Source organism: Ottowia sp. oral taxon 894 (assembly GCF_001262075.1).
Lineage (GTDB): Bacteria > Pseudomonadota > Gammaproteobacteria > Burkholderiales > Burkholderiaceae_C > Ottowia > Ottowia massiliensis.
This window is the reverse complement of record NZ_CP012073.1, coordinates 1,396,029-1,417,721: the sequence shown is the minus strand read 5'-3', so window position 1 is coordinate 1,417,721 and position 21,693 is coordinate 1,396,029. Positions and strand designations below refer to the sequence as shown.

16 protein-coding genes, 5 tRNA genes and 1 pseudogene are annotated in these 21,693 nt (G+C 60.2%); 20 read left to right on the top strand and 2 right to left on the bottom strand.

The features are described from left to right. Positions 1–98: 98 nt before the first annotated feature. The 19 genes and pseudogenes from pyrF to rpoC all read left to right on the top strand — a co-directional run bounded on the left by pyrF (position 99) and on the right by rpoC (position 19,341). Positions 99–935, top strand: a complete 837-nt coding sequence (pyrF, locus tag ADJ79_RS06045; RefSeq protein ID WP_050716458.1) for an orotidine-5'-phosphate decarboxylase — start codon at positions 99–101, stop codon at positions 933–935. Positions 936–1,058: 123 nt separating this feature from the next. Next, positions 1,059–2,384, top strand: coding sequence for a branched-chain amino acid transport system II carrier protein (gene brnQ, locus ADJ79_RS06040; RefSeq protein ID WP_050715204.1), 1,326 nt, complete (start codon positions 1,059–1,061; stop codon positions 2,382–2,384). Between the two features lie 430 nt (positions 2,385–2,814). Then, positions 2,815–3,246 carry an NfeD family protein gene (locus tag ADJ79_RS06035; RefSeq protein ID WP_050716457.1) on the top strand — a complete coding sequence of 144 codons (432 nt, stop codon included), beginning with the start codon at positions 2,815–2,817 and terminating at the stop codon, positions 3,244–3,246. A 39-nt stretch (positions 3,247–3,285) separates the two neighbouring features. Further along, positions 3,286–4,197 carry an SPFH domain-containing protein gene (locus ADJ79_RS06030; protein WP_050715203.1) on the top strand — a complete coding sequence of 304 codons (912 nt, stop codon included), beginning with the start codon at positions 3,286–3,288 and terminating at the stop codon, positions 4,195–4,197. A 32-nt stretch (positions 4,198–4,229) separates the two neighbouring features. After that, positions 4,230–4,320, top strand: a tRNA-Ser gene (locus ADJ79_RS06025). Between the two features lie 151 nt (positions 4,321–4,471). Then, positions 4,472–5,190: pseudogene (locus tag ADJ79_RS15690) on the top strand (IS5 family transposase). A 145-nt stretch (positions 5,191–5,335) separates the two neighbouring features. Continuing rightward, positions 5,336–5,421 (top strand) — tRNA-Tyr (locus ADJ79_RS06015). Between the two features lie 31 nt (positions 5,422–5,452). Further along, a tRNA-Gly gene (locus ADJ79_RS06010) sits at positions 5,453–5,526 on the top strand. A 37-nt stretch (positions 5,527–5,563) separates the two neighbouring features. Next, positions 5,564–5,638, top strand: a tRNA-Thr gene (locus ADJ79_RS06005). 43 nt (positions 5,639–5,681) lie between these two features. Then, positions 5,682–6,872, top strand: coding sequence for an elongation factor Tu (gene tuf, locus ADJ79_RS06000; protein WP_050715131.1), 1,191 nt, complete (start codon positions 5,682–5,684; stop codon positions 6,870–6,872). 10 nt (positions 6,873–6,882) lie between these two features. Next, a tRNA-Trp gene (locus tag ADJ79_RS05995) sits at positions 6,883–6,958 on the top strand. A gap of 84 nt (positions 6,959–7,042) precedes the next feature. Continuing rightward, on the top strand, positions 7,043–7,426 hold the full coding sequence (gene secE, locus ADJ79_RS05990) for a preprotein translocase subunit SecE (RefSeq protein WP_050715201.1): 384 nt from the start codon (positions 7,043–7,045) through the stop codon (positions 7,424–7,426). Beyond that, complete coding sequence (gene nusG / locus ADJ79_RS05985; protein WP_050715200.1) at positions 7,426–7,986, top strand: transcription termination/antitermination protein NusG; 561 nt, start codon at positions 7,426–7,428, stop codon at positions 7,984–7,986. Before secE ends, nusG begins: the two co-directional genes overlap by 1 nt. Positions 7,987–8,089: 103 nt before the next feature. Beyond that, positions 8,090–8,521, top strand: a complete 432-nt coding sequence (gene rplK / locus ADJ79_RS05980; RefSeq protein ID WP_050715199.1) for a 50S ribosomal protein L11 — start codon at positions 8,090–8,092, stop codon at positions 8,519–8,521. Next, complete coding sequence (gene rplA / locus ADJ79_RS05975; RefSeq protein WP_050715198.1) at positions 8,522–9,220, top strand: 50S ribosomal protein L1; 699 nt, start codon at positions 8,522–8,524, stop codon at positions 9,218–9,220. A gap of 301 nt (positions 9,221–9,521) precedes the next feature. After that, positions 9,522–10,031 carry a 50S ribosomal protein L10 gene (gene rplJ / locus ADJ79_RS05970; RefSeq protein WP_050715197.1) on the top strand — a complete coding sequence of 170 codons (510 nt, stop codon included), beginning with the start codon at positions 9,522–9,524 and terminating at the stop codon, positions 10,029–10,031. Positions 10,032–10,076: 45 nt separating this feature from the next. Then, positions 10,077–10,457 (top strand): 50S ribosomal protein L7/L12, encoded by a 381-nt coding sequence (rplL, locus tag ADJ79_RS05965; RefSeq protein WP_050715196.1) that lies wholly within the window; start codon positions 10,077–10,079, stop codon positions 10,455–10,457. Between the two features lie 321 nt (positions 10,458–10,778). Further along, positions 10,779–14,891 carry a DNA-directed RNA polymerase subunit beta gene (rpoB, locus tag ADJ79_RS05960; RefSeq protein ID WP_050715195.1) on the top strand — a complete coding sequence of 1,371 codons (4,113 nt, stop codon included), beginning with the start codon at positions 10,779–10,781 and terminating at the stop codon, positions 14,889–14,891. 148 nt (positions 14,892–15,039) lie between these two features. After that, entirely contained in the window at positions 15,040–19,341 is a 4,302-nt protein-coding gene (rpoC, locus tag ADJ79_RS05955) for a DNA-directed RNA polymerase subunit beta' (RefSeq protein WP_050715194.1), read from the top strand. 283 nt (positions 19,342–19,624) lie between these two features. On the opposite strand, the gene ADJ79_RS05950 is transcribed toward rpoC, so the two are convergent. Together ADJ79_RS05950 and ADJ79_RS14960 are read right to left on the bottom strand one after the other, a co-directional pair. Next, positions 19,625–20,218: a LemA family protein gene (locus ADJ79_RS05950; RefSeq protein WP_050716456.1), complete on the bottom strand. Its 594-nt coding sequence runs from the start codon at positions 20,216–20,218 to the stop codon at positions 19,625–19,627. 65 nt (positions 20,219–20,283) lie between these two features. Further along, on the bottom strand, positions 20,284–20,487 hold the full coding sequence (locus tag ADJ79_RS14960) for a hypothetical protein (RefSeq protein WP_050715193.1): 204 nt from the start codon (positions 20,485–20,487) through the stop codon (positions 20,284–20,286). A gap of 413 nt (positions 20,488–20,900) precedes the next feature. Here ADJ79_RS14960 and hisF point away from each other — a divergent pair, with 413 nt between their 5' ends. After that, on the top strand, positions 20,901–21,662 hold the full coding sequence (gene hisF / locus ADJ79_RS05940) for an imidazole glycerol phosphate synthase subunit HisF (RefSeq protein ID WP_050716455.1): 762 nt from the start codon (positions 20,901–20,903) through the stop codon (positions 21,660–21,662). The last annotated feature ends 31 nt before the right edge of the window (positions 21,663–21,693 follow it).

The following is a 21,693-nucleotide window of genomic DNA, read 5'->3' as shown; positions in this document are numbered from 1 at the left end:
TTGATGCTCTCCGGCGGGCGCGCCAGCTTTTTGGGTTGGCTTGCGAGGCATGGATGCCCGAAATTACGGCGAAAGCGCCAAACCTAGAATCCGGCCGCATGACGTTTACCCAGATGCTCGCAGCGGCCAGCCAGGCCAGGCAGTCCCTTTTGTGCGTGGGGCTGGACCCGGACCCTGCCCGCTTTCCGGCCGGCATGACGCCTGCGGCGGAAAGCTTTTTTGACTTCTGCGCGGCCATTGTGGACGCCACGGCGGACGTGGCCGCCGCTTTCAAGCCGCAAATCGCCTACTTCGCTGCACATGGCGCAGAGCGCCAGCTTCAGCGCCTGATTGCGCACGTGCGCCAGGCCGCGCCGGGCGTGCCCGTCATTCTGGATGCCAAGCGCGGCGACATTGGCGCCACGGCCCGGCAATACGCGCGCGAAGCCTTCGAGCGCTACGGCGCCGATGCCGTCACGCTCTCGCCCTTCATGGGCTTTGACTCCATCGAGCCGTATCTGGACTACGCGGACAAAGGGCTGTTTTTGCTGTGCCGCACCTCCAACCCCGGCGGAGACGACTTGCAGGCCCTGCCGCTGGCCCTGCCCGGCCAGCCGCGCCTGTTTGAGCACCTGGCACAACTGGCGCAAGGGCCGTGGAACATGAACGGGCAGCTGGGCCTGGTGGTGGGCGCCACGCGCGCACATGAAGTGGCGCGCGTGCGCGAAATGGCGCCTGCGCTGCCTCTGCTCATTCCGGGCGTGGGCGCGCAAGGCGGCGACGCGGCCGCCACCGTGCGCGCCGGCTGGCGCCCCGGCGGGCCGGTGGTCATCAACAGCTCCCGCGCCATTCTTTACGCCAGCAGCGGCGCCAACTTTGCCGACGCCGCCCGCGCCGCCGCGCTGGCCACGCGCGCGCAACTGCAAGCGGCCCTGCCCGCGGGCGCGGTTTTGTGAAGGTTCATGAAAAAGATTGAGGGCAGCGCTTTTCAAAAGCATGTTCCCGAAAGCGTTTTTTATCTACCCATTCCTGACCGGATGGATTTTTTGACAACCCGATTGAAATAACAGGAGACATGAATGAGCGCGCCTGAAAACCAAAAACCTTCACTCTGGGCCGTGGGCCTGATGCTGTTCGCCCTGTTTTTTGGCGCGGGCAACCTGATTTTTCCGGCTTTTCTGGGGCAGCAAGCGGGCAGCAATTGGCTTTCGGCCATGTCAGGCTTTTTGCTGACCGGCGCGGGGCTGCCGCTGCTGGGCGTGATTGCCATCGGCTATTCCGGCTCGCGCGATGTGCAGGATTTGGCCTCGCGCGTCACGCCCTGGTATGGCGTGGCTTTTGCCGCCGTGCTGTATTTGGCCATCGGCCCGCTTTTTGCCACGCCGCGCACGGCAACCGTTACGTTTGAAATCGGCGTCACGCCCTTTATCGGGCCAGAGCACAAAACCGTGGCGCTGGCGATATTCAGCGCCTTTTTCTTTGGCGTGACTTATTGGCTGTCCATTTCGCCCGGCAAGCTGGTAGACCGCATTGGCAAAGTGCTCACGCCCGCGCTGCTGGCCACCATTGCCGTGCTGGTGGGCTACGCGGCCTTCAACCCGATGGGCGAATTGCAAGCGGCGCAAGGCGGCTTTGCAGACAAGCCATTCGTCACGGGCGTGCTTGAGGGCTATCAGACAATGGACGCGCTGGCCTCGCTGGTGTTCGCCATCATCGTGATTGACGCCGCGCGCGCCCTGGGCGTGCGCAACCGCGCGCAGCTGCTGGCCACCACCACTGTTGCGGGCGCCGTGGCCGCCGCCTGCCTGGCCGTGGTGTATCTGCTCATTGGCTACATGGGCGCGACCAGCGTGGCCGGGCTGGGCCTTCAGGAAAATGGCGCCGCCGTGCTTTCAAAAACCGCGCAGCATTATTTCGGCATGGGCGGCAATGTCTTGCTGAGCGCGATCGTGTTTCTGGCTTGCCTGAGCACTGCCGTGGGGCTGATTATTTCCTGCTCCGAATATTTCAACCGCCTGCTGCCAGCGGTTTCATATAAAACCTTTGTCGTGATTTTCACGCTGGTTTCGATGGTGTTTGCAAACAAAGGACTGTCAGGCATTATCAGCATTTCTGTTCCGGTGCTGATGCTGCTTTACCCGCTGACGGTGGTCATTATCTTGCTGGCTTTTCTGAACAACTGGTTTGGCGGTAGCCGGGTTGTTTATGTTTGCACCATTTTTGCCACTTTGGTCGTGGGTGTGCTGGACGCCTGGAAGGCGGCTTTCAGCTTCGCGCCGGAAACGGCCGCGCTGATTAACAGCATTTTCCCGCTTTACGACATTGGCATGGGCTGGCTGCTGCCGGCCACGGCTGGTTTCGTGCTGGGCCTGGTTCTGAAGACGGCCATTGGCAAGAAAGGCTGAGATTCTGTTCAGAGTCTGTCCGTAGGCGTGAAAAGCGCGGACCCGGATGGTTTGCGGCGTCGCAAGCGCCTCGCTGGGCCGCAAAAGGGGCATCACCCACTGCGGTTAGTGCCCTGCCGCCATCCTGATTCTTCTCTTTTGCCCTTACGGCCAGCCACGGCACGTCAAAAACAGAAGCAAATTCAGGGGGCAAAAATGCTGTTTTGCGCAGTTTCTACTAGGACATCTCGCTATTAGAGTAGGAGCAAATATCCTGTTTCGCTGCACGCCCAGCCCTGCCGCAGCTGCGCAAAGCATGTTTCTGCATGGCGACGCCAGCATGGCAATTGCCTGACAAATATGCCGCGAATGTGTTGCGGATGGCCATAAGATGTCAAAATCGCGCCTGTGCTTCTTTCTGCAACCCGTTCTCATCGAAAAGGAGTCCGTCATGCCCGTATCCGATTTCGCTGCCTGGTGGATTGCCGCCGGCCTTCTGGTGGCCGCTGAAATGTTCACCGGCACGTTTTACCTGCTCATGCTGGCCATTGGCATGACGGCAGGGGCTGTGGCCGCGCATCTGGGGCTGTCGCAAACGGCGCAAATGGCGGCGGCCGCCATCGTCAGCGCCGCAGCGGTGTTTGCCTGTTACTGGATACGCCAGCGGCGCGGGCGCGATCTGTCGCCGGGCGCAGACCCCAGCGTGAATTTCGATATTGGCGAAACGGTGGAAGTGCGCGCGTGGAAGGCCGATGGCACCGCCTCCGTGCGCTACCGTGGCGCGCCGTGGACGGCCATTTGCCGCCCGGGCGCCGCGCCCGCACCAGGGCCGCACCGCGTGGCCGAAATCGTTGGCAGCCGCCTGCTGGTTGATCCTGTCTGATTCACCCGCTTTCTTCAACCCCCAGCCAGAAAGGCCATCATGGAAATCGCCATCATCGCGCTCGTTGTCGCCGTCATCGCCGCCAAATTCACCATCAAAATCGTGCCGCAGCAAAACGCCTGGATCGTCGAGCGTCTGGGCAAATACAAAACCACGCTTTCGCCGGGCTTCAACGCCATCATTCCCTTCATTGACCGCGTGGCCTACAAGCACAGCCTCAAGGAAATTCCGCTGGATGTGCCCAGCCAGGTTTGCATCACGCGCGACAACACGCAGCTGCAAGTGGACGGCATCCTCTACTTTCAGGTGACAGACCCCATGCGCGCCAGCTATGGCTCCAGCAATTACGTCATGGCCATTTCGCAACTGGCGCAGACTACCTTGCGCAGCGTGATTGGCCGGCTGGAGCTGGACAAGACTTTTGAAGAGCGCGACATGATCAACGCCAAAGTGGTGGAAGCCGTGGATGAAGCCGCGCTCAATTGGGGCGTGAAGGTGTTGCGCTATGAAATCAAGGATTTGACGCCGCCCGCCGAAATCCTGCGCGCCATGCAGGCGCAAATCACCGCCGAGCGCGAAAAGCGCGCCGTCATCGCCACGTCTGAAGGCAAGCGGCAAGAGCAAATCAACCTGGCCGAAGGCCAAAAGCAAGCCGCCATCGCCAAGTCAGAAGGCGAAAAGCAGGCGCAAATCAACAACGCGCAAGGCGAAGCGGCCGCCATTACCGAAGTGGCCAACGCCACGGCCGCCGCTCTCATGCGCGTGGCCGAAGCCATCCGCCAGCCCGGCGGCCAGGAAGCCGTGCAGCTCAAAGTGGCCGAAAAAGCCGTGGATGCCTACAGCCGCGTGGCTTTTGACGCCAAAACCACGCTCGTGGTACCCAGCAATATGACGGAGGTTTCGGCTCTCATCAGCTCCGCCATGAAAATGGTGCAGGCCAACAAGAGCTGAAAGCCGCTAGAATTCGCCGTTTTCCCCATTCAGGAGAGATGGATGAGTGGTTTAAGTCGCACGCCTGGAAAGCGTGTGTAGGTCAATAGCCTACCGCGGGTTCGAATCCCGCTCTCTCCGCCACATGCCAAGCCCGGCCCATTTACGTTGGCCGGGCTTTTTTCTTGCCTGATGCAGACGCTTAGCCTGAGAGTTTGTCATCCAATCCTGCTCATGCCGCATGATCAGGAGCATGACATGCCGCTACGCTTTGACAGATACCCAATGAGAGCGCATTCAGGCCCTTTTGCCCGGCAGGGCTGGCCATGCGGGGGCGCCTCCCGCAGCCAACCGTCGCCTGTCTGTCGATGCCAAGCTCTATTGCTGCCGCGCCGGGATGCCCTGGCGCAATCTGCCGGAGCGCTTTGGCGACTTTCGCGTCATTCATCTGCACCATTCGCGCCGGAGCCGATCGGGCCCGTTCGAGTGTGCGGCAGCGCGTGTTCCAGGCCATGGTTCAGGATGCGGACAATGAATAGGCCAGGATCGACTCGGCATTCGCGCGGGCGCATCAGCACAGCGCAGGGGCGAAAAACAAGCCTGTCAGGCCATTGGGCGTAGCCGAGGAGCTTAGGCACCAGGAATGACGCCACGGTGGAGGCCATGGACAACCCCACGACCTTTCCCTGACGCCCGGACAGGCGCACGTTCTGCAAGGAGCCGATGCACTGCTGCCACGCATTCAGGGCCGCACGATCATTGCTGGCAAGGGCGATGGCTCGCATGAGCGAATCATTGAGCCACTGATGGCTGCAGGCAAGCAGGCGCTTACTGCGCAGCGCGAACCGGAGGCAACGCCAATGGGATAGGGATCTATACAAGCAGGGCGTGCCACGTTATTGAGGACTTCTTTACCGAACTCAAGCGGTATCGAGAGCCATCGCCAAGCGCTACGACAAGACAGCATGCGCCTTCCTAGGGAGCATTTATCTGGCCGCAGCCATCCCTGAATGATTTGACGGCACGCCATAGAGGAAGAAAAAAGCTGACGTGGCAAGCAGGGAACCAGAAGATGTAAACGAGAAAGGTATCATGCAAATTTGCCACCAGGCTCTTGCACAAGCAGCAATTTTGAAGCATAATTAGAAGCTTCACTCAAGGAGGGGTGGCCGAGTGGTTAATGGCAGCAGACTGTAAATCTGCCGGTTTACACCTACGCTGGTTCGAATCCAGCCCCCTCCACCATCTGTCACGCAGAAATGCGCAGCAGGAAGGTGCGGGAGTAGTTCAATGGTAGAACCTTAGCCTTCCAAGCTAATGACGCGGGTTCGATTCCCGTCTCCCGCTCCAAAAGCTGGCGCAAAGTATGGCGTTGCGAAGCATGTTTGCCCTTGTGGCTCAGTGGTAGAGCACTCCCTTGGTAAGGGAGAGGTCGCGGGTCCGATTCCCGCCAAGGGCACCAATTCCACCAAGTGTTGTCAAGTCAACTTTTTCGGAGCTGAAAAATGGCGAAAGAGAAATTCGAGCGGACGAAGCCGCACGTAAACGTAGGCACGATTGGTCACGTTGACCACGGCAAGACCACGCTGACGGCGGCGATCACGACCGTGCTGTCCAAGAAGTTTGGCGGCCAAGCCAAAGCTTATGACCAGATTGACGCTGCTCCCGAAGAAAAAGCGCGCGGCATCACCATCAATACGGCACACGTGGAATACGAAACGGCCACGCGCCACTACGCCCACGTGGACTGCCCCGGTCACGCCGACTACGTCAAGAACATGATCACCGGCGCAGCCCAGATGGACGGCGCCATCCTTGTTGTCTCTGCTGCTGACGGCCCCATGCCGCAAACGCGCGAACACATCCTGCTGTCCCGTCAAGTCGGTGTGCCCTACATCATCGTCTTCCTCAACAAAGCCGACATGGTTGACGACGCCGAGCTGCTCGAACTCGTGGAAATGGAAGTTCGCGAACTTCTCTCCAAATACGAATTCCCTGGCGACGACACCCCCATCATCAAAGGCTCCGCCAAACTCGCTCTGGAAGGCGATACAGGCGAGTTGGGCGAACAAGCCATCCTGAAGCTGGCAGATGCTCTGGACAGCTACATCCCCACGCCTGAGCGCGCGGTGGACGGCACCTTCCTCATGCCCGTAGAAGACGTCTTCTCCATCTCTGGTCGTGGCACCGTGGTCACTGGTCGCGTGGAACGCGGCGTCATCAAAGTTGGCGAAGAAATCGAAATCGTCGGCATTCGCCCCACACAGAAAACCACCTGCACCGGCGTCGAAATGTTCCGCAAACTGCTGGATCAAGGTCAAGCAGGCGATAACGTCGGCATTTTGCTGCGCGGCACCAAGCGCGAAGAGGTGGAGCGTGGCCAGGTTCTGGCCAAGCCGGGCACTATCACGCCGCACACGCACTTTACTGGCGAGGTCTATGTGCTCAGCAAGGAAGAAGGCGGTCGTCACACGCCCTTCTTCAACAACTATCGTCCTCAGTTTTACTTCCGCACCACGGACGTCACAGGCTCCATTGAGCTGCCTGAAGGCAAGGAAATGGTCATGCCTGGTGACAACGTGAGCATCACGGTCAAGCTGATTGCGCCGATCGCCATGGAAGAAGGTCTGCGCTTTGCCATCCGCGAAGGCGGCCGCACGGTGGGCGCTGGCGTGGTGGCAAAAATTATTGAGTGATATTTGTTGCAGGGGTATAGCTCAACTGGCAGAGCGTCGGTCTCCAAAACCGAAGGTTGGGGGTTCGATTCCCTCTGCCCCTGCCATATTTAGGCGATTAAGAGCCCGCCCTCGTGGTGGGCTTGCGTGTCTGAAGAACACTCTTTCTGGCGCCTAGATGCGTCGTTTGTATGTCAAGCACTCAAGTCGAAACGGTTAGCTCTGGCGCAGACAAGATAAAGGCTGTCGCTGCTGTCTTGTTGGTAATGATAGGGCTGGCAGCCTATTATCTATTGGCTCCAAAAGGCGTAATGTTTCAATGGAGCGGCTTGGCTGGCTCCCTTGTCTTGGCTTTTGTCATCTTTTTGTGGTCGGAGTCTGGTCGGAGTCTGATTGGTTTTGGGCGAGATTCTTGGCGAGAGGTCAGAAAAGTTGTTTGGCCAACACGCAGGGAAGCGATACAGACGACCGTTTTCGTCTTTGTTTTCTCTGTCACGCTGGCTCTGTTTCTGTGGTTCACAGATAAGACCATCGAGTGGGTAATGTATGACTTGATCCTGGGCTGGAAAAAGTAATGACGAACATTCCAGAAAATGCTAATCCAGATCTAAAGTGGTACGTGGTCCATGCTTATTCCGGCATGGAAAAGGCTGTTGAGCGCAATATTGTTGAACGAGTGCAGCGCGCTGGCATGCAAGGTAAATTTGGACGCATTCTTGTTCCCACAGAAGAAGTAGTTGAGGTGAAGAATGGCGTCAAACGTACGACCGAGCGCAAATTCTTTCCAGGCTATGTGCTGGTTGAAATGGTCATGGATGATGATACTTGGCATTTAGTCAAGCACACGAGCAAGGTCACTGGATTTGTGGGCGGCGCACGTAATCGGCCTGCGCCCATTTCAGAAGACGACGTCATGAAAATCGTCAATCAAATGCAAGAGGGCTCTGATAGGCCCAAGCATAAGGTTGAATTTGATGTTGGAGAATACGTTCGTGTTAAAGAAGGGCCTTTTGCTGATTTCAATGGCACTGTCGAAGAGGTGAACTACGAAAAGAGCAAGTTGCGCGTATTGGTTACAATCTTTGGGCGCGCAACTCCTGTTGAGCTTGAGTTTGGTCAGGTGGAAAAGACCTGATTGTGTTTTGCGTTTTCGCACCCGGCGCAGTCATTAATAAAACGGGTCGTTTCGTTCGGGGAGTCTGCGCGGCAGACGTTGGTACCCGTTAGGAGAACCAAGCATGGCGAAAAAAATCGTCGGCTTCATTAAGTTACAAGTTCCGGCTGGCAAAGCCAATCCTTCACCGCCTATTGGTCCTGCTTTGGGGCAGCGCGGTCTCAATATCATGGAGTTCTGCAAGGCGTTTAATGCCCAGACCCAAGGTGTTGAACCGGGCTTACCACTTCCGGTGGTTATTACGGCGTTTGCTGATAAAAGCTTTACTTTCATTATCAAAACGCCTCCGGCGACGACCTTGATTAAAAAGGCTATTAAGTTGGATAAGGGTTCCAGTAAGCCTCATACGGATAAGGTGGGTAAGATTACGCGTGCCCAGCTTGAGGAAATCGCCAAAACCAAGTTGAAAGACATGACAGCGGCTGATCTGAATGCGGCTGTTCGCACAATCGCGGGATCGGCTCGTTCCATGGGCGTGACGGTGGAGGGTGTGTAAATGGCCAAGCTGACCAAGAAACAAAAAGCCCTGCTGGGAAAAGTGGACCCTACCAAGCTGTATGCATTGACAGATGCATTGGCACTGGTAAAGGAATGCGCCACCGCGAAATTTGATGAATCCATTGATGTCGCCGTGCAGCTGGGCGTTGATGCCAAGAAATCGGATCAGGTTGTGCGCGGTGCAGTCGTGCTGCCGAATGGCACGGGTAAGACCACGCGGGTGGCCGTGTTTGCGCAAGGCGCCAAAGCTGAAGAAGCTAAGGCGGCAGGCGCTGATGTTGTCGGCATGGATGATCTGGCGGCACGAGTCAAGACTGGCGATATGCCTTTTGATGTGGTGATTGCCGCGCCAGATGCTATGCGTGTAGTGGGCACGCTGGGTCAGATTCTCGGCCCTCGCGGTTTGATGCCGAACCCTAAAGTAGGCACCGTCACGCCTGATGTGGCGACGGCAGTCAAAAATGCTAAGGCAGGCCAGATTCAATTCCGCGTAGATAAGGCGGGGATTATTCATGGAACGATTGGCCGCCGTTCATTTGAAGCAGACAAGTTGGAAGGTAATCTGCTTGCGCTAATCGAGGCTCTGAACAAGGCCAAGCCTGCGACCAGCAAAGGGCAATATCTACGCAAGGTGGCGGTGTCAAGCACGATGGGTATTGGTGTTCGCGTGGACACTCAAAGCCTGGCTGCTCGCTAAGGATTGCATGAGTTTCAGTCGCGCAGATGATTTTGCGTGACTGAGTGGTGGGCCGCTACTTTAGCCTTAGTTAAAGGTTAATAGGCGGGTCATCCAAGACCGCTGGTGCAGGACTTTTTCCTGCTTAATAAGTGCTTTTTTGGGTGCAGCCAGCGTAGATGGCGATCCCGCTGCAAGGTTATGATTTGGATTATTTAGTTGTGCCCAGTCAATAACGAACAGTTGGTCGCTGCATGAAGAGTGCATTTGATGCGGTTTATATTTTGTGAGCTGCAAAAGATGCTATTAAAAGGAGTAGACCTTGAGTCTGAATCGCAGTGAGAAAGAAGCGGTCATTTCCGAAGTGACCGGCCTTGCCGCAAAAGCTCAAACGCTCGTGATGGCGGAATACCGTGGCGTTACGGTCGAAGGCATGAACAAACTGCGCTTCAGTGCACGCAGTGCAGGCGTAAATCTCAGTGTATTGAAAAATACGCTGGCTCGCCGTGCTGTAGCTGGAAGCGCATTTGAAGTGGCCGTCGACCAGATGACCGGACCGCTCATCTATGGCTTTTCCGAGGATGCCGTTGCCGCCGCCAAAGTGGTGGCTGATTTCGCCAAAACCAATGACAAACTTGTCATTCGCGGAGGCGTCTATGGAGGCAAGGCCCTGGATGCTGAAGGGGTGAAACAGCTGGCCAGCATTCCATCCAAGGAAGTGTTGCTGGCGCAGCTTTGCGGTTTGCTGATGTCGCCCATATCCCGTACCGCTGTTGTGCTGGGAGCCTTGGCTGCTCAAAAAGGCGAAGGCGAACCGGCGGCTGCCGAATAAAGCGGGCAGCTTTTCATATCAACCAACTTGTTTTAGGAAACCAAAATGGCATTTGATAAAGACGCATTTCTGACCGCACTGGATAGCATGACGGTCATGGAACTCAATGACTTGGTGAAAGCCATTGAAGAAAAATTCGGTGTGAGCGCGGCGGCGATGGCTGCGCCTGCTGCCGCGACTGGCGGCGCCGCTGGCGGCGCCGCTGCCGAAGAAAAGACCGAATTCAACTTGGTGCTGGCCGAAGCGGGTGGCAACAAGGTGGCCGTCATCAAGGCCGTGCGTGAAATTACGGGCTTGGGTCTTAAAGAAGCCAAGGACTTGGTGGATGGCGCTCCCAAGCCCATCAAGGAAGGCATGCCCAAGGCCGATGCCGAAGCTGCCAAGAAAAAGCTGGAAGAAGCTGGCGCCAAGGCCGAACTCAAGTGATCCACGCAGCTTCCGGCCCATGCAAAGCATGGCTTTCAAAGGGCCGGAAGCGAAATGGCAAGGCTGGTTTTGCGACCAGCCTTTTTGCGTTTCAGATTGCACTTGAAAGCTTCCGTGTTGAGCAGGAGCTTTCAAGTGTCTTCTGACTTCCGACTAAGAAGATCCTTGGTTCGGGCTGCGTGCAATGCGCAGCCGTCTGCCATTGGTTGGTAGAGGCCAGCCGCCAAGCTGCTGCTTACGCAAACCAGCGTTCCGCGCTGATTTGCGAAGCGGCGTGAACAGTCGCCAGACATCCTGCCCCGATCACCGCCCGGAGATTTCATGGCCTACACATTCACAGAGCGCAAACGCATTCGCAAGAGCTTTGGCACACGCGAAAGCGTACTAAAAATTCCTTATTTGCTGCAAATGCAAAAAGACGCCTATACGGCTTTTTTGCAGGCAGATACGCCCCCGAAGAAGCGCACGCATGAAGGCCTGCAGGCGGCATTCGAATCGGCTTTTCCCATCATCTCGCACAACGGCTTTGTCGAGATGAAATTCATTGAATACAACCTGGCCAAGCCCACGTTTGACGTGCGTGAATGCCAAACGCGTGGTCTGACCTACGCTTCCGCAGTGCGCGCGCGCGTGCAGCTCATTATTTACGACCGCGAGTCCTCGACCGCCCAGAACAAGGTAGTCAAGGAAGTCAAGGAGCAAGAGGTTTACATGGGCGAAGTGCCCCTGATGACCGACAAAGGCTCATTCATCGTCAATGGCACGGAACGTGTCATCGTTTCTCAGCTGCATCGCAGCCCCGGCGTATTTTTCGAGCACGACAAGGGCAAAACGCACAGTTCCGGCAAGCTGCTGTTTTCCGCCCGCATCATCCCTTATCGCGGTTCCTGGCTGGACTTTGAGTTCGATCCGAAAGATATTCTGTTTTTCCGGGTGGACCGCCGCCGCAAAATGCCTGTGACGATCCTGCTCAAGGCCATAGGCATGAGTCCGGAGCAGATCCTGGCGTATTTCTTCGTCAACGACAATTTCCGTCTGATGGACAGTGGCGCGCAAATGGAATTTGTGGCCAGCCGCTTCAAAGGCGAAGTGGCGCGGTTCGACATCACGGACAAGGCAGGCAAGGTCGTCGTTGCCAAGGACAAGCGCGTGACCGCCCGGCATGCGCGCGAGCTGGAGCAGTCTGGCACCACGCACATCAGCGTGCCGGAAGAATTCCTGCTGGGCCGCGTCCTGTCCAAGGATCTCTTGGATGGCGACACGGGCGAAGTCATTGCCAAGGCCAATGACGAGCTGACGGAAGCCTTGCTGGCCAAGCTGCGCGAGGCGGGCGTGCAGGACATCCAGTGCATTTACACCAACGAGTTGGATCAGGGCGCCTACATCTCGCAAACCCTGCGCACCGACGAAACGGCGGACGAGCTGGCCGCGCGCATTGCCATCTACCGCATGATGCGCCCCGGCGAGCCGCCAACCGAAGATGCGGTGCAGGCCCTGTTCCAGCGCCTCTTTTACAACCCCGACACCTACGATCTCTCCCGCGTGGGACGCATGAAGTTCAACGCCAAGGTCGGCCGCGAAGATTCCACCGGCCCCATGGTGCTGACCAATGAAGACATTCTGGATGTCGTGAAGATTCTGGTTGAGCTGCGCAATGGACGCGGCGAGGTGGACGATATCGATCACCTGGGCAACCGCCGCGTGCGCTGCGTGGGCGAACTGGCCGAAAACCAGTACCGCACGGGCTTGGCCCGTATCGAGAAGGCTGTGAAAGAGCGTCTCGGCCAGGCCGAGCAAGAGCCGCTGATGCCGCATGACCTCATCAACAGCAAGCCGATTTCGGCAGCGCTGAAAGAGTTCTTCGGCGCTTCGCAGCTGTCGCAGTTCATGGACCAGACGAACCCGCTGGCCGAAATCACGCACAAGCGCCGTGTTTCAGCTCTGGGGCCGGGCGGCCTGACGCGCGAGCGAGCGGGCTTCGAAGTGCGCGACGTGCACGTGACCCACTATGGCCGCGTGTGCCCGATCGAAACGCCAGAAGGCCCGAACATCGGCCTCATCAATTCGCTGGCCCTGTACGCGCGCCTGAACGAATACGGCTTCATCGAAACGCCCTACCGCCGCGTGGTGGATGGCAAGGTCACGAACGACATCGACTACCTCTCCGCCATTGAGGAAGGCAAATACGTCATTGCCCAGGCCAATGCCGCGCTGGACGAAAAAGGCCGCCTGACCGATGAGCTGGTTTCCGCCCGCGAAAACGGCGATTCCGTGCTGGTGAACGCCGATCGCGTGCAGTACATGGACGTGTCGCCTGCGCAAATCGTTTCCGTGGCCGCCTCGCTGGTGCCCTTCCTGGAGCACGACGACGCCAACCGCGCCCTGATGGGCGCCAACATGTCGCGGCAGGCCGTGCCTGTGCTGCGGCCCGAAAAGCCGCTGGTGGGCACCGGCATCGAGCGTGTGGCCGCCGTGGACTCCGGCACCGTCGTCACGGCCCGCCGTGGCGGCGTGGTGGAGTACGTTGACGCCACCCGCATCGTCATCCGCGTGAACGATGCCGAAGCCGTGGCTGGCGAAGTGGGCGTGGACATCTACAACCTCATCAAGTACCAGCGCAGCAACCAGAACACCAACATCAGCCAGCGCCCCATCGTCAAGCGCGGCGACAAGCTGGCCAAGGGCGACGTGATCGCCGATGGCGCTTCCACCGACCTGGGCGAAATCGCCATCGGCCAGAACATGCTGATCGCCTTCATGCCCTGGAACGGCTACAACTACGAAGACTCGATCCTGATCTCCGAGAAAGTGGTGGCCGATGACCGCTACACCAGCATCCACATTGAAGAGCTGGTGGTCATGGCGCGCGACACCAAGCTGGGGCCGGAAGAAATCACGCGCGACATTCCCAACCTGAGCGAGCAGCAGCTGGGCCGCCTGGACGAGTCCGGCATCATCTACGTGGGCGCCGAAGTGCAGCCTGGCGACACGCTCGTCGGCAAGGTCACGCCCAAGGGCGAAACCACGCTCACGCCGGAAGAAAAACTGCTGCGCGCCATCTTCGGCGAGAAAGCCAGCGACGTGAAAGACACCTCGCTGCGCGTTGATCAAGGCTCCAGCGGCACCGTGATTGACGTGCAGGTCTTCACCCGCGAAGGCATCCAGCGCGACAAGCGCGCCCAGCAGATCATCGATGACGAACTCAAGCGCTACCGGCTGGATTTGAACGATCAGCTCCGCATCGTGGAAGCCGACGCGTTCGACCGCATCGAGAAACTGCTGAACGGCAAGATCGCCAACGGCGGCCCCAACCACATCGCCAAAGGCGCCAAGATCGACAAGGACTACCTCAAGTCAGTGGATAAATACCACTGGTTCGACATCCGTCCGGCCGATGACGATGTGGCCGCGCAGCTGGAAAGCATCAAGGCTTCCATTGAGCAGCAGCGCCACGTGTTTGACTTGGCCTTTGAAGAAAAGCGCAAGAAGCTCACCCAGGGCGACGAGCTGCCTCCCGGCGTGCTCAAAATGGTCAAGGTCTATCTGGCCGTCAAGCGCCATTTGCAGCCGGGCGACAAGATGGCCGGCCGCCACGGCAACAAGGGCGTGGTTTCCAAGATCACGCCGGTGGAAGACATGCCCTACATGGCCGACGGCACGCCCGTGGACATCGTGCTCAACCCGCTGGGCGTGCCCTCGCGCATGAACATCGGGCAGGTGCTGGAGGTTCATTTGGGCTGGGCGGGCAAGGGCATCGGCCAGCGCATTGGCGACATGCTCAAGCGCGAAGCCAATCTGGCCGAAATCCGCGCTTTCCTGGAGCAGGTCTACAACACCACGGGCCACAAGGAAGAGATCCACAAACTCTCCGACAAGGACGTGCGCGCCATGGCGCAGGAGCTGACCTCCGGCATGCCCTTCGCCACCCCCGTGTTCGACGGCGCCACGGAGCAGGAAATCCTGGACATGCTCAAGATCGCCTACCCCGACGACATCGCCCAGGCCAAGGGCCTGACGCCCACGCGCACCCAGGCGCAGCTGTATGACGGCCGCACGGGCGACCCCTTCGAGCGCAAGACCACCGTGGGCTACATGCACTACCTCAAGCTCCACCACCTGGTGGACGACAAGATGCACGCCCGCTCCACCGGCCCCTACTCGCTGGTCACGCAGCAGCCGCTGGGCGGCAAGGCACAGTTTGGCGGCCAGCGCTTTGGCGAGATGGAAGTGTGGGCGCTGGAAGCCTATGGCGCTTCCTACACCCTGCAAGAGATGCTCACCGTCAAGTCTGACGACGTGCAGGGCCGCACCAAGGTGTACGAGTCCATCGTCAAGGGCGAGCACGCCATCGACGCCGGCATGCCCGAGTCCTTCAACGTGCTGGTCAAGGAAATCCGCTCGCTGGGTCTGGATATCGAACTGGAGCGCACCTGAAGCCGCGCCCGGCCCTGCCCGCCGCCGCATCCATGAAACGCCTTTCCATGCGCCACTGGCCGCAGTTTTCAGAGCCAAATCGGCCGCAAGTCCTAGTGGAATGGGTGCGGGCAGCTATCAAATTTGAAGCAATTGGGGAAACAGTCACATGAAATCCTTGCTCGATCTGTTCAAGCAATTCACGCCGGATGAGCACTTTGACGCCATCCGCATCGGCCTGGCCTCGCCCGAAAAGATCCGCTCTTGGTCTTTTGGCGAAGTCAAGAAGCCCGAAACCATCAACTACCGCACCTTCAAGCCGGAGCGCGACGGCCTGTTTTGCGCCAAGATCTTCGGCCCCATCAAGGACTACGAATGCCTGTGCGGCAAGTACAAGCGCCTCAAGCATCGCGGCGTCATCTGCGAAAAGTGCGGCGTGGAAGTCACGCAGACCAAGGTGCGCCGCGAGCGCATGGGCCACATTGACCTGGCCGCGCCCTGCGCCCACATCTGGTTCCTCAAGTCCCTGCCCAGCCGCCTGGGCATGGTGCTGGACATGACGCTGCGCGACATCGAGCGCGTGCTGTATTTCGAAGCCTACGTCGTCACCGACCCCGGCATGACCCCGCTGAAGAAGTACAGCATCCTCACCGAAGACGACTACGACGCCAAGTACAAGGAATACGGCGACGAGTTCACCGCCCGCATGGGCGCCGAGGGCATCAAGGAACTGCTGGAAAACATTGATCTGGAAGCCGAAATCGAGAAGCTGCGCGGCGACCTCACCGGCTCCGAAGTCAAGATCAAGAAAAACACCAAGCGCCTGAAAGTGCTGGAGGCCTTCCGCAAATCCGGCATCAAGCCCGAATGGATGGTGCTGGAAGTGCTGCCCGTGCTCCCGCCCGACCTGCGCCCGCTGGTGCCGCTGGATGGCGGCCGCTTTGCCACGAGCGACCTGAACGACCTCTACCGCCGCGTCATCAACCGCAACAGCCGCCTGCGCCGCCTGCTGGAGCTGAAAGCGCCCGAAATCATCGCCCGCAACGAAAAGCGCATGCTGCAAGAAGCCGTGGACAGCCTGCTGGACAACGGCCGCCGTGGCAAGGCCATGACCGGCGCCAACAAGCGCGCCCTGAAGTCGCTGGCCGACATGATCAAGGGCAAGAGCGGGCGCTTCCGCCAGAACCTGCTGGGCAAGCGCGTGGACTATTCCGGCCGCTCGGTCATTACCGTCGGCCCCACGCTCAAGCTGCACCAGTGCGGCCTGCCCAAGCTGATGGCGCTCGAACTCTTCAAACCCTTCATCTTCGCCCGGCTGGAGCAGATGGGCATTGCCACCACCATCAAGGCCGCCAAGAAGGAAGTGGAAGCCGGCACCCCCGTGGTGTGGGACATTCTGGAAGAAGTCATCACCGAGCACCCCGTGCTGCTCAACCGCGCGCCCACGCTGCACCGCCTGGGCATCCAGGCGTTCGAGCCGATCCTGATTGAAGGCAAGGCCATCCAGCTGCACCCGCTGGTGTGCGCCGCCTTCAACGCCGACTTTGACGGCGACCAGATGGCCGTTCACGTGCCCCTGAGCGTGGAAGCGCAGATGGAAGCGCGCACGCTCATGCTGGCCTCCAACAACGTGCTCTTCCCCGCTTCCGGCGAGCCTTCCATCGTGCCCTCACAAGACATGGTGCTGGGCCTGTACTACGCCACGCGCGAAAAAATCAACGGCAAGGGCGAAGGCCTGGTGTTCGCCGATATAGGCGAAGTGCAACGCGCGCTGGACGCGGGCGAAGTGGAGCTGACTTCCAAAGTCACCGTGCGCCTGACCGAATGGACCAAGAACAAGGCCACGGGCGAACTCGCCCCCTCCACCCGCCTGGTGGACACCACCGTGGGCCGCGCCCTGCTGTCGGAAATCCTGCCCAAGGGCCTGCCCTTCGCCCTGCTGAACAAGGCGCTGAAGAAAAAGGAAATCTCCCGCCTCATCAACGCCTCCTTCCGCAAATGCGGCCTCAAGGACACCGTCGTCATGGCCGACAAGCTCTTGCAAAACGGCTTCCGGCTGGCCACGCGCGCGGGCATCTCCATTGCCATTGAAGACATGCTCGTGCCCCCGCAAAAGCCCGAAATCATTGCCCGCGCCGAGGCCGCGGTGAAAGAAATCGCCGAGCAGTTCAACGCCGGCCTTGTCACCGCAGGCGAGCGCTACAACAAAGTGGTGGACATCTGGGGCAAGGCGGGCGATGAAATCTCCAAGGTCATGATGGGCCAGCTGGCCAAGCAGAAAGTGCAAGACCGCAACGGACAGGAAGTCGATCAGGAGTCCTTCAATTCCATCTACATGATGGCCGACTCCGGCGCGCGCGGCTCCGCCGCCCAGATCCGCCAGCTGGCCGGCATGCGCGGCCTCATGGCCAAGCCGGACGGCTCCATCATCGAAACGCCCATCACCGCCAACTTCCGCGAGGGGTTGAACGTGTTGCAGTACTTCATCTCCACGCACGGCGCGCGCAAGGGCCTGGCTGACACGGCGCTGAAAACCGCCAACTCCGGCTACCTCACGCGCCGTCTGGTGGATGTGACGCAAGACCTTGTGGTCACCGAAGAAGACTGCGGCACGGCTGACGGCTCGCTCATGCGCGCCATCGTCGAAGGCGGCGAAGTCATCGAATCGCTGCGCGAGCGCATCCTGGGCCGCACCGCCGCCGAAGACCTCGTCAATCCTGAAACGCGTGAAGTCGTCGTCAAGGCCGGGCAAATGCTCGACGAAGACGCCATTGACGACCTCGAAGCCGCCGGCATCGACGAAGTGCGCGTGCGCACCGCCCTGACCTGCGCCACCCGCTTCGGCGTGTGCGCCAAGTGCTACGGACGCGACCTGGGCCGTGGCGGCCTTGTGAACGTGGGCGAAGCCGTCGGCGTCATTGCCGCGCAGTCCATCGGCGAGCCGGGCACGCAGCTGACCATGCGCACCTTCCACATTGGCGGCGCGGCTTCGCGTGCGGCCGTGGCCTCCAGCGTCGAGGCGCACTCCAGCGGCGTCATCAGCTTCAACGCCGCCATGCGCTACGTCACCAACACCAAGGGCGAGCTGGTCGTCATCTCCCGCTCCGGCGAAATCATCGTCGTCGATGAATTCGGCCGCGAGCGCGAGCGCCACAAGGTGCCCTATGGCGCCACCCTCGCCGTCAAGGCCGACCAGCCCGTCAAGGCCGGCGCCATCCTCGCCAACTGGGACCCGCTCACGCGCCCCATCATCACCGAATACGCCGGCACGGTGAAGTTCGAAAACATGGAAGAAGGCGTGACCGTGGCCCGCTCGTCGGACGACATCACCGGCCTGTCCACCCTCACCGTCATCGACCCCAAGCGCGCCGGCTCCACCAAGATCGTGCGTCCGCTGGTCAAGCTCACCGACGCGCAAGGCCAGGAAGTCAAGATCCCCGGCACCGACCACCCCGTGGCCATCGGCTTTCAGGTCGGCGCGCTCATCCAGGTGCGCGACGGCCAGGAAGTCGGCCCTGGCGAAGTCCTCGCTCGCGTGCCGATGGAAGGCCAGAAAACCCGCGACATCACCGGCGGTCTGCCTCGCGTGGCCGAGCTGTTTGAAGCCCGCAGCCCCAAAGACAAGGGCGTGCTGGCCGAAATGACCGGCACCGTCTCCTTCGGCAAGGAAACCAAGGGCAAGATCCGCCTGCAAATCACCGACGCCGAAGGCAAGGTGTGGGAAGAACTCATCCCCAAGGAGAAAAACGTCCTCGTCCACGAAGGCCAGGTCGTCAACAAGGGCGAAAGCATCGTGGACGGCCCCGCCGACCCGCAGGACATCCTGCGCCTGCTGGGCATGGAAGAGCTGGCCCGCTACATCGTCGATGAAGTGCAGGACGTTTACCGCCTGCAAGGCGTGAAGATCAACGACAAGCACATCGAAGTCATCGTGCGCCAGATGCTGCGCCGCGTGGTCGTTGAAAACCCTGGCGACTCCGACTACATCACCGGCGAGCAGGTCGAGCGCAGCGAAATCCTCAACACCAACGACGCCCTGCGCGCCGAAGGCAAAACGCCCGCCACCTACGCCAACATCCTGCTGGGCATCACCAAGGCCAGCCTGTCCACCGACAGCTTCATCAGCGCCGCCTCCTTCCAGGAAACCACGCGCGTGCTCACCGAAGCGGCCATCATGGGCAAGCGCGACGACCTGCGCGGCCTGAAGGAAAACGTCATCGTCGGCCGCCTCATTCCTGCCGGCACCGGCCTGGCCTACCACCAGGCCCGCAAGGCCAAAGAAGTCATGGACGAAGCCGAGCGCCGCGCCATCGCTGAAGCAGAAGTGCAAGCCGAGGCTGACCTGGCTGAAGTCAGCGAAGAAGCTGCCAGCGCCGCCGATGTGGACGCCATCGCCCAGGCTTTCAAAGCCCTGGCTGGCGTGGCTGACAGCGCCGAAGCCGCCGACGGCGACGCCCCCGCCGCCGAATAAAGCCCGCCCGGCTCCTTGCGGCCCAGCGCCCCGGCCCTCGCGCCCCAGCGAGCGCCGGGGCGTTTTTTTTCGCCTTTGGTCAGCCGCGCAAGGAGAGCGCCAGAGTTCGCGCGCAGCCTGGCGCGGACAGGGCAGAAAGCGCTGGATTTGCTATTTTTACGATAGCTATAGGTCTTGGTAGATATTGCGCTGACGGGTATTTCAGCAGGCCTGAATTCGCTCCTGTTTTTGATGCCCCTGAACTGGCCGTTGTGGCTGGAGCGGAACCAGGGCTACGCGGGCCTTATTGGCCGGGCTTGCTGAAATCCACCGTGGGTGCGGTGGAGATGGCTGCTTCGTTGGCGACGGTGAAGTTCTGCTTGGGTGCGTAGCCGAACACCATGCCCGTGAGGTTGGTGGGGAAGCTGCGGCGCAGCACGTTGTATTGCTGCACGGCCTGGATGTAGCGGTTGCGGGCGACGGTGATGCGGTTTTCGGTGCCTTCGAGCGTCACGCGCAGGTCGGCGAACGCCTGGTTGGCTTTCAGATCGGGGTAGCGCTCCACGGTGACCATCAGGCGGCTGAGGGCGCTGGAGAGTTCGCCTTGCGCGGCCTGGAATTGCTGGAGCTTTGTCGCGTCTTGCAGGGTTTCGGGCGTGACCTGGATGCTGGTGGCCTTGGCGCGCGCTTCAATCACCTTGGTGAGCGTTTCCTGCTCGAAGTTGGCTTCGCCTTTGACGGTGTTGACCATGTTTTGCACCAGGTCGGAGCGGCGCTGGTACTGATTGACAACTTCGCTCCAGGCAGATTGGGTTTCTTCGTCCAGACGCTGGTAGTCGTTATAGCCGCAGCCTGCCAGCGCAAGCGCCAGGGCGCAGGCGGCGGCCAGGCGGGGCAGGGAGGGCAGACGTTGCAGGGAATGTTTCATGGCGATTCCTTGGAGAGTGAAAAGGGGGCAGCGGATCAGCTGCACGGCAATGCGGATAGCCTGCTGCACATGCGCCAGCGCCTGCGTATGGGCAAAGGCGGCTGCGCCCAGACTGAACTGTTCCAGCGCGCGGGGGGCGGTCCGGCAGGCGGCAGGCCCATTTTCAGCAGTCTGGCGCCCGCCTCGCCGCGCGAGATGGCGATGAGCACGAAGGCGTCAATGACGTGAACGGCTGGCATGCAGATTCATATCAAAAAGAGGAGCAATTCAAGGAAGTTTAAAAGGCGTTTCGCGCAGTTTCTGCGGGGAGGTATTGCTATTGCCAAAGGAGCGAAATCACGCCTTCTTCCGCCTATGTGCCCGGCTGGCCGTCGCTGGCCTCGTGCGCGGCTTCGGCTTCGGCGCGGCGCTCGGCAATGAATTCGTCGGCCGCGCTGCGCCCTTCGGCGGGCGGCAGGTGGCTGTCAAAATAGGCGCGTAGCGCCGCGTAGCGTTGGCGTACCGCCGGGAAGCTGGCGTGAGCGCCAGGCGGCCATCACGCACTTCGGCGTGCAGGCGCGCGGCGGGAATGAGCACGCGCCCGTTGTCAGAAATGGCCAAGGCTGTCATGGCGGCGGATTCTGTCAGCAACCCTTCATCTGTCAAACCAAACATGCTTGCCAAACGCATCATTCCCTGTCTTGACGTGACTGCGGGCCGCGTGGTCAAGGGCGTGAACTTCACGGGCCTGCGCGATGCGGGCGATCCGGTGGAAGTGGCCGCGCGCTACAACGAGCAGGGCGCCGATGAGCTGACGTTTCTGGACATTACCGCCACCAGCGACGGGCGCGATCTGATCCTGCCCATCATCGAAGCCGTGGCCTCGCGCGTGTTCATTCCGCTCACCGTGGGCGGCGGCGTGCGCACCGTGCAAGACGTGCGCCGCCTGCTGAACGCGGGGGCGGACAAGGCCAGCTTCAATTCGGCGGCCATTGCACGCCCCGAGGTGATTGGCGAGGCGTCGGCCAAATACGGCGCGCAGTGCATCGTGGTGGCCATTGACGCCAAGCGCCGCGCCGATGGCGCGGGCTGGGAGGTGTACAGCCACGGCGGCCGCCAGAACACGGGGCTGGATGCCGTGGCCTGGGCGCGGCGGATGGCCGATCTGGGCGCGGGCGAAATATTGCTCACCAGCATGGACCGCGACGGCACGCAAAGCGGCTTTGACCTGGCGCTGACGCGCGCGGTGGCCGAGGCCGTGCCGGTGCCCGTGATTGCCTCTGGCGGCGTGGGCACGCTGGATCACCTGGCCGACGGCGTGCAGCAAGGCCTGGCCGATGCCGTGCTGGCCGCCAGCATCTTCCACTACGGCCAGCACACCGTGGCCGAGGCCAAGGCGCGCATGGCAGAGCGCGGTATCACGGTCAGGCAGTGAATATCATGGCGAATGGCGGCCTGGCTGGGCC